The organism is Paenibacillus sp. JNUCC32 (assembly GCF_014863545.1).
GTDB classification, from domain to species: Bacteria; Bacillota; Bacilli; order Paenibacillales; family Paenibacillaceae; genus Paenibacillus_AQ; species Paenibacillus_AQ lautus_A.
The window spans coordinates 3,172,074-3,186,557 of the sequence record NZ_CP062260.1 but is presented as its reverse complement, the minus strand read 5'-3'; the positions used below and the strand labels follow the sequence as shown (position 1 = coordinate 3,186,557).

Here is a 14,484-nt window from a genome sequence, read left to right as displayed (position 1 = left end):
GATATGTAACATGGCAAACAAATGGACAGTTGCGGTCGTCGGTGCCGGCGGCCGTATGGGTAAAGAAGTAGTGAAGCTTGTATTGGGCGACGAGGAACTGGAACTGGTTGCTGCCGTCGGTTTGTCGGATGCGGGTGCCGATGCAGGAACGTTGGTAGGTCTGCCTGCTTGCGGCATTACGGTGACATCGGATCTGGAGATGGCGCTTGTCGAGTCCAAACCGGACGTCATGGTTGATTTTACGGCGCCTCAATTTGCATACAGCAATACGGCGTTGGCCATCAAGCACGGCGTTCGCCCGATCATGGGCACGACCGGCTTCACGCCGGAGCAAATCGAAGAGCTGGACAAGCAATGCACGGAACAGAACATTGGCGGTTTGATCGCGCCGAACTTTTCCATCGGAGCCATTCTGATGATGAAATTTGCAGCCCAGGCGGCCAAATATTTGCCTCACGTTGAAATTATCGAAACCCATGGCGACCAGAAGCTGGATGCTCCGTCCGGAACATCGATCAAAACAGCGGAAATGATTGCGGCGAACCGCGAGGAGATTCGTCAAGGCAATCCGAAGGAAGAGGAAGTCATTGAAGGGGCAAGGGGCGGGTATTACAACGGCTTCCGAATTCACAGCGTTCGTCTGCCGGGCGTTTTTGCCCAGCAGGAGGTCATTTTTGGCGGTTACGGTCAAAGCCTAAAGATCCGACATGATTCGTATGAACGTGCAGCTTATATGCCGGGCGTGAAAATGGCTATAGAGAAGGTAATGGGCTACACCGGATTGGTCTATGGATTTGATCATTTTATTGACTAACATAGGGGAGAAATTACTATGAATATTGCATTTATCGCGCATGACCGCAAAAAAGAGGAAATGGTCAATTTCGTTATCGCTTATGAAAATGTATTCGAAGATCATAAATTATACTCGACTGGAACGACGGGAACCCGGATTATGGAGCAAACCAAACTCAGCATTCACCGTTTTGCCTCGGGACCGCTGGGCGGCGATCAGCAGATCGGAGCTCTTGTGGCGGACAATGAGATGGACCTGATTATTTTTCTTCGGGATCCGTTGATGGCACAGCCTCATGAACCGGACATCAATGCACTCCTCCGTTTGTGCGACGTGCAGGGAATACCGCTTGCTACCAATGTGGCGACGGCTGAGATTCTCGTCAAGGCGCTGGACCGCGGCGATTTTGCATGGCGCGAACTCGTTCATAAATATAAACCGGGTGTGGATAGCTGATGAACACCAAACTGGACATATTAATCTTCGGAGCACATGCAGACGATGCCGAGATCGGAATGGCAGGAACGATTGCAAAGCATACGGCAGCTGGGCTGTCGGTCGGGATCTGCGATCTCACGCAGGCGGAAATGTCGTCGAACGGCACCGTCGATCTTCGCAAGCAGGAGGCAGAGCGAGCTGCCGGTATTTTGGATCTCAAGGTCCGAACGAATCTGGGGCTGCCGGATCGCGGTTTGTTCGTGACGCTGGAGCATATTGAAAGGGTAACGGCCGAAATTCGCAAGTTTTCTCCTTCTATTGTATTTGCTCCCTACTGGGAGGATCGCCATCCGGACCATGTCGCTTGCAGCCGGTTGGTTGAGGAAGCGGTATTCAATGCCAAGCTTCGCCGATACATGCCCGAGCAGCCGCCGGTTAAGGTGGACGAGCTTTATTTTTATTTCATAAACGATATCGGAAGAACGGATTTGGTCGTTGACGTTACGGAGCATTACGGCGTTAAGGAGCAGGCCTTGTCTTGTTACCGTTCCCAGTTCGAGAAGGCTGAAGAAGATGCAGTCTCAACCCCGTTGACCGAGGGGTACATCGAGCGTGTGCGGGCCAGGGATTCACTGCTTGGAGCGCGCAGGCTTATTCCTTATGCAGAGGGCTTTGCTTGTAAAAGTCCGTATGTTGTTCATCTATTCGGCCCCAAGCAGGCATAATATATAGAGGCGTACATAAAGGAGGCCTGACATGAATCAACAACCATTAAAAATCGGCATTACCTGTTACCCATCGCTCGGCGGGTCAGGAGTCGTGGCGACCGAGCTGGGCAAACTCCTCGCGGAGCAAGGCCACCAGGTTCATTTTATCGCGCACAGCATTCCGTTCCGATTAGGAACTTTCCATAAAAATATTTTTTATCATGAAGTTGAAGTAAACGACTATTATGTGTTTCGTTATCCCCCATATGACCTTTCGCTGGCAACCAAAATGGCTCAGGTGGCAAAAATGCAGCAGCTTGACGTGCTTCATGTGCACTATGCCGTGCCGCATGCCGTATGTGCCTTCTTGGCCAAGCAGATGGTCGGAGATCAGCTGAAAGTCGTTACGACGCTCCACGGAACCGATATTACGGTGCTGGCGCAGGACGAGTCGCTGAAGGATTTGATCCGGCTTGCCATTAATGAAAGTGATGCCGTTACCGCCGTTTCTCAGGATCTTATTCGTGAGACGCGGGAGCTGCTGGATATAAGCCGTGACATCGACCTTACCTATAATTTCGTGGATCCGCGGGTGTATTATCCGCGTGATTCGAGATCGCTGCGTAATGATTATGCCGATCCGAACGAAAAAATCATGATGCATATTTCCAACTTCCGTCCCGTGAAACGGGTAGGCGACGTATTGGAAATATTCGCCCAGGTGCAGGAGCAGATACCCGCTAAACTGCTGTTAGTCGGGGAAGGGCCAGAGCTTCCGAAGATCCAATGCCGGATCAATGAGCTGGGGCTTGGCAGCAAGGTGCATTTTCTCGGCAAACAAGACGAGATTGCCCATGTGATCTCGATGGCGGACGTGCTTCTGCTCCCATCCGAGAAAGAAAGCTTTGGCCTGGTCGCCCTGGAAGCAATGGCGTGCGGAGTGCCAACGGTCGGATCCACGGCAGGCGGCATTCCCGAGCTGGTTACCCATGGGGAAACCGGGTATCTGGCTCCAATCGGAGACACGCATTCGATGGCTCAGCACGTGCTTGAAATATGTAAGGATGAAGCCCTTAGCGAACGGCTGCGCAAGGCATGCCTGCAGCGCTCCAAAACGATGTTCTGCAATGAATTGATACGGGGCAAGTACGAGGAAATCTATTACCGAGTATTGGGACGGGAGGTTAGCGAGCTGAAGCCGGTTTGCGGCTAAGCTCGACCCTCTCGTTGTTTTTCGGATAAAAGGAACGGGAAACTATGGCAGATATGTATAATTCGATTCGATGGCGCAACGCGGACCCCGACATGGCCGAGCGGAGTGCGGATGTGATCCGCACTCTGCTTCGGCATGGACATGAAGCGTATTGGGTCGGAGGCTGTGTCCGTGATGAATACATGGGGCGCAGGGTCAGCGACATGGATATTACCACCTCGGCCTTGCCGGAAGTCACCTGTTCCGTCTTCCCCAAAGTAATTCCAACTGGAATCAAGCACGGAACCGTGACGGTGCTGATGGAAGGCCAGTCTTTTGAAGTGACGACATATCGGGTGGAGAGCGGTTATGAGGACCATCGTCATCCGACGGAGGTCGCTTTCGTCGGGGAAGTGAAGGAAGATTTGAGGCGTCGCGACTTCACCATGAACGCAATGGCCAGAGGAATTGACGGTTCCTGGGTTGACCCCTTCGGCGGACGAGAGGATATTGACCGGAAGGTGATTCGCTGCGTGGGCGATGCCCGTGTTCGTTTTCGCGAAGATGCCCTGCGCATGGTGCGCTGCATCCGTTTTGCCTCCGTGTTCGGTTTCTCCATCGCACTCCGTACATGGAGAGGGATCCTCTCGGAGAGAGACACCTTAGGATGGATTGCGATGGAACGCATCCGCAGCGAATTCGAGAAAATTCTGGCTGGGCCGTCCCCGCTGCGCGGATTGGAGATGTTTGTCCGGAGCGGACTGCATTCCCGGATGAAAGCGCCCTTTCCCTATACCACGCATGATAGGAAGACGATCGAAGCCATGGAGCGGATTGAACCGGACCATGCGACGATCCGTTGGTCCTTGCTCCTGCTCGGATGCGGCATTACAGCTCAGCAAGCAGAGGAGCTGCTGCGATCATGGACCTTCTCCAATAAGCAGCGTGAATCCATCGTGAAACTGCTCTCGCTGCATGAATCCTATCTGCAGCAACCGAATGCGGGCGATGCCGAAAGCAGCAGGCTTAAGTGGATCAGTCTAGTCCTTGCCTACGGGGTCGAGGCAGCCCAAGGATGGCTGGAAATGCAAACGGCTTTGCATCACGCGGGAGCGTCTTCTGCTCCGCTGACCTTCATCCGGCAGCTTGACGTGTGGCTGCAGGATCTCCGGATCCGCAGCTTGAAGGATTTGGCCATCACCGGCAGCGAATTGCTTGAGACGCTGGGCAGACGCGGAGGCCCATGGCTTGGGGAACTTCTTGGGCTGCTGCTGGGGAAAGCGGCGGCAGGTTTGATTAACAACGATAAGGAATCGTTGATTGAAGAAGCAAAGCGGGTGGTAATTCATAATGAAGGATCATGATCAAGACAACGCACTTCTGAAAATGTTCCAGGAGAATGCCGGTCAGTTTCTGTCCGGGGAAGAGATTAGCCGAAAATTGTCCATCAGCCGGACGGCCGTATGGAAGCAGATCAATAAGCTTCGGAATGCAGGGTATGATTTCGAGGCCGTTCCGCGGCTTGGCTACCGCATGTTGGACGAGCCGGACCGACTGAGCGGGGATCAACTGACAGCGGGCATGACCAGTCGGTACTTCGGCAAATCGATCAAGCTGCTGGACAAAACGACGTCAACTCAGGAGGATGCCCGGCAGTTGGCGGAAGAAGGGGCAGCCGAAGGCACGCTTGTCATCTCGGAAGAGCAGACGGGCGGCCGGGGCAGAATGGGAAGGAAATTTCATTCCCCGAGAGGCAAAGGCATATGGATGAGCCTGGTGCTCAGGCCGAAGCAGCCGCTGCATCTAACCCAGCAGCTTACCTTATTGACAGGCGTGGCGGTATGCCGCGCCATCGCTAAATCCGCCGGCGTGCAAACCGACATCAAATGGCCGAACGATATTCTGTATCAGGGCAAAAAGGTTTGCGGCATTCTGCTGGAGTCCGCAACCGAAGATGAAAGAGTACGTTACTGCATTGCCGGCATCGGAATCAGCGCGAATCTGAAAGAAGCGGATTTTCCGGAGGAATTGCGGAACGTTGCGACGTCGATTCGGATCGCCGGCGGGAAAACCGTCAACCGGACATCGCTGATCCAGTCCATCATGTCGGAGATGGAGGTTTTATACGAATTGTACAACGAGCAGGGCTTCGAGCCCGTAGCCTCGCTCTGGGAAGCTTTATCCGGAACGGTGGGCCGCGAGGTTCAAGTACAGACGGCCCGTGACCGTTTTAGCGGGATTGCGACGGGACTCAACCAGGACGGCGCTCTGCTGGTCCGCAACCAGCATGATGAACTCGTTCCCGTGTATTCGGGCGATATTCTTTTTAATACCAGGTAAATGAAACATGGTGAAATCGGAGCTGGAATTTGATATACTACAACTATAGAGGCGGTATCGCCATGAGCGAATTGCACTCTGCAGCAAATGGGAATTATGATTTAGAACACCTTCATAACTGTTATGCCGGTTACGTTGGATTCTGCTCTGAGCCGAAAGGACCGAGACAGAAGGGACGATCGCGAGTGACTCTTTTTTGCCTTTCGGACTTTTTAGCAAGTACGTGCTAAAAGGTTTTTTTTATTGTGTCTAACTACATCACACAGGGAGGCTGTGTCACAATGGCAGGCAAACAACCACTGAACATCGTGAAATTGAAGAACATGAAGAAGAAGGGCGTACCGATCACGATGCTGACCGCGTACGATTATCCTTCCGCCAAGCTGGCGGAAGAAGCGGATATTGATATGATACTGGTGGGCGATTCCCTCGGCAATGTCGTGCTGGGTTATAACTCCACGATTCCCGTTACGCTGGACGACATGGTGTACCATACGCGCGCCGTCGCTCGCGGAGCCGAGGATACGTTCATCGTAGCGGATATGCCGTTCATGACTTATCATGGAGGCATCGATGAAAGCTTGCGCGGCGTGCGGCGATTGATGCAGGAAGGTCATGCGCATGCCGTAAAAATGGAGGGCGGCGAAGAAATCGCCGATACCGTAAAACGGATCGTACAATCCGGAGTCCCGGTGCTGGGCCATATCGGGCTGACGCCTCAGTCGGTAAACCAGATCGGCGGATACCGGATTCAAGGCAAGGATGCCCAAGACGCGCAGCGGCTCATGAACGATGCGAAGGCGCTTGAAGCGGCCGGCGCATTTGCTATCGTGTTGGAGCTGGTTACGGAAGAAGCGGCTGCTGACATATCCAAAGCGCTGAGCATCCCGACCATTGGCATCGGCGCCGGTCGTTATTGTGACGGCCAAGTGCTGGTATTCCATGATATATTGAAATACGCGTCCCCTTATCGGGACAAACGCTTCGTGAAAACCTACGCCGATGTCGGCTCCGTTATCCGCGAGGGTATCACGCAGTATGTGAAGGAAGTGAAGGACCGCGCATTCCCGGCCGAGGAGCATGTGTTCAAGACGGAGAACAATGCCGGTTCCGAAACGACAACGGCATTATATGGAAGCCAAAAGGAAAAGGTGGGCACGACATCATGAAAGTGATTCGCAGCATTGCGGATTTAAGATCTGAGCTTCGGAATCGGCTGGAGTCCGGCAGAGGACCGGTAGGTCTCGTGCCTACGATGGGTTATTTGCATGAAGGACACGCCAGCCTGATGCGCAAGGCGCGGGAAATGTCAGGCACGGTGGTCAGCAGCATCTTTGTCAATCCGATTCAGTTCGGACCGGGCGAGGATTATGAAACTTATCCTCGGGATGAAGCGCGTGACCTGGCCTTGGCGGAATCCGAAGGGGTGGACGTGGTATTCATTCCTGCGGTAGAGGAAATGTACCCTCAGCCGACCAAAACCAAAATTGCCGTAGCGGAAATTACGTCATTGTTGTGCGGGGCCTCCCGCCCCGGACATTTTGACGGTGTCACCACGGTTGTGAATAAATTGTTCAATATCGTAAAGCCCGACTATGCCTTCTTCGGGATGAAGGATGCCCAGCAGGTGGCCGTCATAGAACAAATGGTACGGGATTTGAATATGGATGTGACCATCGTGCCATGTCCGATCATTCGCGAATCCGACGGCCTTGCCCTAAGCTCGCGCAACGTGTATCTGAAGCCGGAAGAGCGGGAACAGGCGCTTGTGCTGTCGGGCTCGCTGCGGACGGCTCAGGAGGCAATCCGGCAGGGACAAGCGACGACGGCAGGAGAGATCCGCGCTCATCTTCGGGATTATATATCCCGCTCTCCGCTCGCTGATATCGATTACGCGGAATTGCTCACCTTCCCGGAGCTTGCGCCCGTGGAAGATTCATACCGCATTGTGGATGAAGACAGAACCGTCATCATGGCGCTGGCCGTGCGTTTTGGCCGCACCCGTCTCATTGACAATGCATTACTTCAACCAAAAGTAGGGGGATCCCATGTTTAGAACGATGATGAAATCCAAAATCCACCGCGCAACGGTGACGGAAGCCAATCTGAACTATGTGGGCAGCATTACCATTGATGAGGATCTAATGGAGGCTGCAGACCTTCTGGAGAATGAAAAAGTTCAAATCGTGAACAATAACAACGGCGCCCGTCTGGAAACGTACGTAATCAAAGGCGAGCGCGGCAGCGGCGTCATTTGCTTGAACGGAGCAGCCGCACGTCTTGTACAGCCCGGCGACAACGTCATTATCATTTCTTATGCCATGATGTCCAAAGAGGAATACGACCATCACACCCCGACGGTCGTGATCGTCGACGAATCGAATAAGCCGGTTACGACGGAGTATCGCGAAGTTCACGCCGCCATTCTCTGAAGAACCAAAATGTGTCGGGACCCTAAAGGGATGAAAAGACCGTCTTCTACAGAAAATGAGTTCAGGTCGACGCACTGATCTCATTTTTCCGCTAAGGGTGGGATGCAGCTATGTTTCAACATGTATTCGCCGAAATGAACAACATGTTAGATGAAATTGTGAAGCATTACCCTTCTGCTCAAGGTCCCCAAAAACAGGCGCTGGTACAAAACTGGAACATGCTCAAAAGCATGAGCGAGGGCATTATCGAGGAGTGGCTGCATTTTGAAGAAAAAATGGCCATCTTCCGCGAGAGTGCAGCGTCACCTCCGGTTTTTCCGCCGACCGAAGCGCCTGAATTGCAGCTGGATGCGTTCGTTCGCGGTCAAGGTTACTACAAGCTGTTGATGTTCCAGCCGGCCATACAGCAGTTTGAGGCAGCCGCTGCGGTATTTCCGGACAGCCTTCTGATCAAGTTGTACATTGCCATGTCCCATCTGTATTTGGGGCAAACCGCCCAAGCATCCGACGTACTGATCTCCATCCTGCCCCTGGCTGACAACAGAAAGCTTCGGGCGATGATCTACAATGCGCTTGGATGCATCGAGGTGTTGAATGGACAGCAAGCAAAGGCCGAGGAACATTTTGCGCTGGCAATTCATAGCGATCCGACGCTTCCCGACCCCATGATCAACCTGGAGGTCTGCAAGCAGAATCGCGGTGAGCTCCAGTACGGCAGCCAATTGATCTCTTTGCTGTAGAAATCAAGCCACAACAAGAAGCGATGCCAGAGCTCACCTTGAGACTTTGGCATCGCTTTTTGCGTACGGGAGCGGTACAGAAAGCCAGGGGATTTTTTACCCGGAATGTTCAAAACCCGCAACTTCTGGTATGCTGTTAATTAGTCTGGAGGAAAGGGATTTTATCGAAATGAAATTTGCCGTATTGGATTTTGAAACCACGGGCAACCAGTCTGCAGATGAAATCATTCAGGTTGGACTGGCCATCATCGAAGAGGATCGAAGCATATCCCGCGTATACGGCACCTATGTCAATCCCGGGATTCCGATCCCTCCTTTTATTACCGGTTTGACCGGCATTTCCGACAGTGATGTAGCGGATGCTCCGTCATTGGAAGAAATGATGATGGAGCTTGTGCCCATGCTCGACGATGTCGTATTGGTTGGACATAACGTCGCTTTTGATTTTAACTTTTTGCAAAACGCGCTCGATCGCTGCGGCTATTTACCGTTCAGCGGCCGTATTCTAGATACGATGCACTTCTTAAAAATATGCTTTCCCTCGCTCCCGTCCTACCAGCTCGGGATGGTGTCCTCTCATTTCGGCCTGGAGCATGACCGTCCGCACCAGGCGGACAGCGATGCGCTTGCCACAGCCTATGCGCTGCTGAAATGTTTGGAGGAGATCGACGAGCTTCCGCTGCTCACCATTCAGCGTTTAAGCGACCTGTTTGCCGACGAGGACAGCGATTTGGCCTGGTTCTTTGACGGCATTCGTTCCGACAGGGAGCACCGAGCCGTACAAGTGGGAGACACCCATACGTACTACCGCCAGTTTGCCTTGGCGGTGGATGATTGGAACGATATAGCACCTGTCAGGGATGAGACGGAGCCCAACCCCTTGGCCGATGTAAGCTTCGAGCAATACATGAACGATGTTCGTGAACGCCTGAAGGAAACGCTGCCTCATTACGAGAGCAGGGATGCCCAGGACATGATGTTCCAGGAAGTGATGCAGGCGCTGGATGACAATAAACATCTATTGATCGAAGCGGGCACGGGAACCGGCAAATCCCTTGGATATTTGCTGCCGTCGATCTATCAAAGCGTGAAGCAGGAACAGAAGGTTATGGTGAGCACGCATACGATCAACCTTCAAGAACAGCTGCGTGACCGGGATATTCCCCTGCTCACCCAGGTTGTTCCTTTTCCTTTTAAGGCGGCCATTTTCAAGGGCAGGGGACATTATTTGTGTTTGAGAAAATTTGAACATAAAATAAATAGAAGAGATTTTCATTCCCCGAAGGAAGACGTAATCACGGCGGCCCAGATGCTGGTCTGGCTGACCCAGACGGAGAACGGGGATGATGAAGAGCTAAACCTTGGCGGACGCGGAGGGGATTTCTGGGAGACCATCTCCAGCGATTCGGATTCTTGCCTCGGACGCGCCTGTCCTTGGTTCCGCAAATGCTACTATCACAGGGCCAAGCATGAAGCAGGCATCGCGGATGTCGTCATTACGAACCATTCGAAGCTGTTCACCGACGTGAAGGCGAATCATCAGCTGCTGCCAAGCTATGAGCGCCTCGTCATCGACGAAGCGCATCATCTTGAGGATGTCGCCGGCAAGCACCTTGGCTTGCAGATGAAGTATTTTTCGGTGGTCCATACCTTGACCCGCATGTACAAAGACAGCCGAAGCGGGCAGCTCCCGGCTCTGCGCCAGCTGCTGCAAGCTTCGCCGCACGAGAAGGCAGTCGAATGGTCTTCCGTCATCGACCGTTTGTATCCGGACCTCATTACCGCAAAAGAGAACTGGGATCGGCTCAGCGATCAATTGTTCGGACTGCTTCCGGAACGCGGAGACGCTTCTCCGGGAGATGCCGGCCAATTCTCGCTCCGCCTGTCCCCGCTTAAGAAGCCGAAGGATTGGGATTCGATGGCCGAACTGGAGCATCAAATTCATCTGACGCTGGGCGATGTCGTGCGCAAGGGCGATAAACTGATCGCCGAAATGAAGGAAGATTTGGATGACTACAGCGCGGACAGCCTGTTAACCGACCTATCGGGCCTATTTAAGGACCTGGCCTCGCATCGCGAAGACCTGCGCTCCTTCATGGCCCTGAACGATGAGGGCACGGTATACTGGATGGAGGCGAACGGCAATTTCCGCAGCAAATCGCTGCAGTTGTATGCCGTGCCCGTCGACGTGAGCGCTCATCTGAAGGAATTGTTTTTTGACAAGAAACAAAGCGTGATTCTGACATCGGCGACCTTGTCGGTGGACAAATCGTTTCAGTTCATGATCGAAAACCTGGGTCTTCAGGAAGCGGCTGAAGCGGGGAACCTGAACACGGTTCAGCTCCCGTCCCCGTTTAATTACAGGGAACAAGCCCTTCTTGTCGTGCCGCGCGATTTTCCGAGCGTGAAGGGATCGGTTGGGGATGCACTCTTTGTGAATACGCTCGTGAAGTCTTTGGCCGATACGGCCGTCGCTACGCATGGCCGCATGCTCGTCCTGTTCACTTCGTACCGGATGCTGCGCCAGGTGCACGAGCCGCTGAAAGAAGCGCTGGCATCAAGCGACATCACGGTATTGGGACAAGGTATGGACGGAACCAGCCGTACCAAGTTAATCCGAAGATTTCAGGACAGCAGCGCTTCCGTGCTGCTGGGCACCAGCTCCTTCTGGGAAGGGGTAGACATCCCGGGCGAGGCGCTGACTTGTCTTGCCATCGTCCGGCTTCCGTTCCAGCCGCCGAATCACCCCTTGGTCGAGGCCAAGAGCGAACTGCTGCAGCAGCAGAAGAAGAATCCCTTCATGAAGCTTTCGGTTCCGCAAGCGGTCATTCGTTTCAAACAGGGGTTTGGGCGTCTGGTGCGAACAGCACAAGATAAAGGGATCGTGATCGTGTACGATACGCGGGTCATTGAATCCTATTACGGGAAGTATTTCTTATATTCCTTGCCGGGGCCGAAGATGGAGCATATGCCGACAGAGGGGATCGTTCCCCGAATTTCGGAATGGCTGCAGGAAGAGGCAAGCGCGGGAAACCAAGCGGAATAAAGTGAAACCAAGCACGATCAACAAAAAAAGATGTAGTTATTAACCTATTATTAGGGGGAGCATGCATGAAATCGGAAAAAATTTCGGAAGCCGTGGTCCGCAGATTACCTGTATACTTGCGCTATTTGAATGAGCTTCAGAAGAGGGAGGTTTCCACGGTTTCCTCCCAGGAGCTGGGACAGAAGCTGGACCTCAATCCTGCTCAAATTCGTAAGGACCTGGCGTATTTCGGTGATTTTGGACGGAAAGGGATCGGATATGATGTTTCTTATCTGATCGAGAAGATTCGCCAGATTCTGAAGCTGGACCAGAAGATCAATGTCGCATTGGTCGGGGCCGGTAATCTTGGACATGCATTATCGAATTACAATGCATTCCTGAAGGATAATATGAAGATTGTGGCGATTTTCGATTCGTATTCTCCCAAAGTTGGTATGAAAATTAACAATTTGGTCGTACAGCCGATGGAAGAGCTGGAGAAGACGGTTCATGAGCACGGCATTCGAATCGGGATTATTACCGTTCCGGATTTCGAAGCGCAGAACGTAGCGAATCAGCTTATCGCCTCAGGGATCGAGGCGATTCTGAACTTTGCGCCAACCATCCTGAAAGCCCCAGCCCATATCCGGATTCATACGGCTGATTTTACAACGGATTTGCAAAGTTTGGCCTATTATTTGGATAACGGCAAGGAGGATGCAGCACATGACAACAACGAAGTGGATGGTTAAGAACGGAACGTTTGCAGTACTGGAGGAAAGCCAATCCGTGCTTCGCGGATACCTGGTGGTTGAGAACGACCGGATCACGTACCTGGGCGAAGAGGAGCCCGTCGTGGAAGAGGGGACAGAGATTATCGACGGAACCCATCTGTTCTTCCTGCCCGGATTGGTGAACACGCATGGACATGCCGCCATGTCGCTTCTTCGCGGCTATGGGGACGATCTGGCGCTGCAGGTATGGCTTCAGGAAAAAATGTGGCCGATGGAAGCCAAATTCACGTCACACGACGTATATTGGGGCACATCGCTCTCCGTGCTGGAGATGATCAAGGGCGGAACCACGACGTTTGTGGATATGTATGACCATATGGATCAGGTCGCGAAGGTTGTCCAGGACTCGGGAATGCGCGGCGTCCTGACGCGCGGCGTAATCGGTTTATGCCCGCCCGAGGTACAGCAGCAGAAGCTGGATGAGGCGGTGGCATTCGCGAAGGATTGGCATGGCAAGGCTGACGGCAGAATTACGACGATGATCTCGCCGCACGCGCCTTATACCTGCCCGCCGGATTTCATCGAAAAATTCGTTCAAGCATCCCATGACTTGAACCTGCCTTTGCATACCCATATGTCCGAAACGGAAACTGAAGTGGCTCAGAATGTTAAGGACTACGGGCTTCGCCCCGTTGCCCATTTGGAGAAGCTGGGCATGTTCTCCCGTCCTACGCTCCTTGCCCATGCCGTTCATCTGACCGATGAGGAAATCGAAGTCTTGGCCAAGCATCAAGTAGCCGTATCGCATAATCCCGGAAGCAATTTGAAGCTTGCCAGCGGAGTCGCCCGCGTACCTGCGCTGCTGAAAGCCGGCGTAACGGTGTCGCTCGGTACCGACGGACCTGCTAGCAACAATAACCTGGATATGTTCGAAGAGATGCGGCTGGCTGCCCTGATCCATAAAGGAGTAAGCGGGGATCCGACGGCCATTCCGGCCTCCGAAGCGCTCCGAATGGGCACGGTATACGGAGCCAAGTCCGCTTTCCTTGAGGATATCGGTATGCTCGCGGTTGGGATGAAAGCCGATATGATCGCATTGAATACGGATCAGGCGCATTTCCTTCCACGGACCGACTATATTTCTCACGCGATCTACTCTGCCAGCGCGAAGGATGTAGAGCATGTATGGGTTGACGGCAAGCAGGTGGTGAAGAATGGCGCGAGCCTTACTCTCGACGAGGAACGCATCCGCCGGGAAGCGCAGCGTGCATTTGAGCGTCTTACAACCCTCTAGGGAATAATCAAGGGGAGCGAGGAAGACGGATTTGAAGAAAAAAACGAAGTGGATATTGCTGAGCGTGTCCGGCGTCCTGCTATTATTGCTTGGCCTACAGCTCTATTATTCCTATGTTATGAAAGATACGTGGAATGAAGAAAGAATGGCGATCCTTGCAGCGAAACAGCATGGCCAATTGGTCTCGTCCGACAAGACCTATAAATCGGTATGGGGCGAGGACAATAACTATTGGGTGGTCAGCGGGAAAGATAAAGACAATCAAGACCGCATGGTCTGGGTGAAGTTTACGGACGATAACGTTCCTGTTGAAGGGACAGATGCCGTTCAGTCGGTGTTATTGAATACGGGCATGTCAGAGGCCGTGATGCGGGACCAGATCCGTAACGAAATGCCGGGTGCGGTCATCAAGCGATTGCTGCCGGGAATGTATGAAGGCGAGTATGCCTGGCAGCTGCAATATGAAAACAACGGTCAGCGCGGCTACAGATTCTATCGTTTTCAAGACGGAAACGCCATCGGAAATGATATTATTCTTCCTAATCAATAAGAAAACAAATGAAAGGCGTCCCCTCATAGGGATGCCTCTTTGGCACATAAACATGTAAGCGCATACAGAAATAAATTGGTAAAACTGTTCTAAATATTTTCACAGACAAGCATGAAAAAGTATATAAGATGTGATATACTCGTACTTGTACGAATTGAGCAGATCAATTACATGCCTCACCATATATCGTTGTTATATGTATTATTGTGCTGCAATTGCTTTACAAAATTTCATAT

At 52.6% G+C, this 14,484-nt stretch carries 14 protein-coding genes; all 14 read left to right on the top strand.

Annotated elements, in window-relative coordinates:
* Positions 1–10 precede the first annotated feature (10 nt).
* Positions 11–814: a 4-hydroxy-tetrahydrodipicolinate reductase gene (gene dapB, locus JNUCC32_RS14210; RefSeq protein ID WP_009595251.1), complete on the top strand. Its 804-nt coding sequence runs from the start codon at positions 11–13 to the stop codon at positions 812–814.
* A gap of 18 nt (positions 815–832) precedes the next feature.
* Complete coding sequence (gene mgsA / locus JNUCC32_RS14205) at positions 833–1,252, top strand: methylglyoxal synthase (RefSeq protein ID WP_015734554.1); 420 nt, start codon at positions 833–835, stop codon at positions 1,250–1,252.
* Positions 1,252–1,959, top strand: coding sequence for a bacillithiol biosynthesis deacetylase BshB1 (gene bshB1, locus JNUCC32_RS14200; RefSeq protein ID WP_192572466.1), 708 nt, complete (start codon positions 1,252–1,254; stop codon positions 1,957–1,959). The genes mgsA and bshB1 overlap by 1 nt, the downstream gene beginning before the upstream one ends.
* Before the next feature lie 31 nt (positions 1,960–1,990).
* Positions 1,991–3,154 (top strand): N-acetyl-alpha-D-glucosaminyl L-malate synthase BshA, encoded by a 1,164-nt coding sequence (gene bshA, locus JNUCC32_RS14195; RefSeq protein ID WP_192572465.1) that lies wholly within the window; start codon positions 1,991–1,993, stop codon positions 3,152–3,154.
* A gap of 44 nt (positions 3,155–3,198) precedes the next feature.
* Positions 3,199–4,497, top strand: a complete 1,299-nt coding sequence (locus JNUCC32_RS14190; RefSeq protein WP_192572464.1) for a CCA tRNA nucleotidyltransferase — start codon at positions 3,199–3,201, stop codon at positions 4,495–4,497.
* The gene (locus JNUCC32_RS14185; RefSeq protein ID WP_192572463.1) at positions 4,484–5,473 is read left to right on the top strand and encodes a biotin--[acetyl-CoA-carboxylase] ligase; all 990 of its coding nucleotides are present in this window, start codon (positions 4,484–4,486) and stop codon (positions 5,471–5,473) included. The genes JNUCC32_RS14190 and JNUCC32_RS14185 overlap by 14 nt, the downstream gene beginning before the upstream one ends.
* Before the next feature lie 281 nt (positions 5,474–5,754).
* A complete protein-coding gene (gene panB, locus JNUCC32_RS14180; RefSeq protein WP_015734559.1) occupies positions 5,755–6,642 on the top strand; it encodes a 3-methyl-2-oxobutanoate hydroxymethyltransferase in 888 nt (295 codons plus the stop codon).
* Positions 6,639–7,529, top strand: coding sequence for a pantoate--beta-alanine ligase (gene panC / locus JNUCC32_RS14175; protein ID WP_192572462.1), 891 nt, complete (start codon positions 6,639–6,641; stop codon positions 7,527–7,529). Before panB ends, panC begins: the two co-directional genes overlap by 4 nt.
* Complete coding sequence (gene panD / locus JNUCC32_RS14170; protein ID WP_015734561.1) at positions 7,522–7,905, top strand: aspartate 1-decarboxylase; 384 nt, start codon at positions 7,522–7,524, stop codon at positions 7,903–7,905. Before panC ends, panD begins: the two co-directional genes overlap by 8 nt.
* Positions 7,906–8,015: 110 nt before the next feature.
* Positions 8,016–8,645, top strand: coding sequence for a hypothetical protein (locus JNUCC32_RS14165; protein ID WP_009595155.1), 630 nt, complete (start codon positions 8,016–8,018; stop codon positions 8,643–8,645).
* Positions 8,646–8,814: 169 nt separating this feature from the next.
* On the top strand, positions 8,815–11,691 hold the full coding sequence (gene dinG, locus JNUCC32_RS14160) for an ATP-dependent DNA helicase DinG (RefSeq protein ID WP_192572461.1): 2,877 nt from the start codon (positions 8,815–8,817) through the stop codon (positions 11,689–11,691).
* A 65-nt stretch (positions 11,692–11,756) separates the two neighbouring features.
* Positions 11,757–12,422: a redox-sensing transcriptional repressor Rex gene (locus tag JNUCC32_RS14155; RefSeq protein ID WP_009595150.1), complete on the top strand. Its 666-nt coding sequence runs from the start codon at positions 11,757–11,759 to the stop codon at positions 12,420–12,422.
* Positions 12,397–13,698, top strand: a complete 1,302-nt coding sequence (locus JNUCC32_RS14150; RefSeq protein ID WP_192572460.1) for an amidohydrolase — start codon at positions 12,397–12,399, stop codon at positions 13,696–13,698. Before JNUCC32_RS14155 ends, JNUCC32_RS14150 begins: the two co-directional genes overlap by 26 nt.
* A 31-nt stretch (positions 13,699–13,729) precedes the next feature.
* Positions 13,730–14,248: a cell wall elongation regulator TseB-like domain-containing protein gene (locus tag JNUCC32_RS14145; RefSeq protein ID WP_192572459.1), complete on the top strand. Its 519-nt coding sequence runs from the start codon at positions 13,730–13,732 to the stop codon at positions 14,246–14,248.
* Positions 14,249–14,484 lie beyond the last annotated feature (236 nt).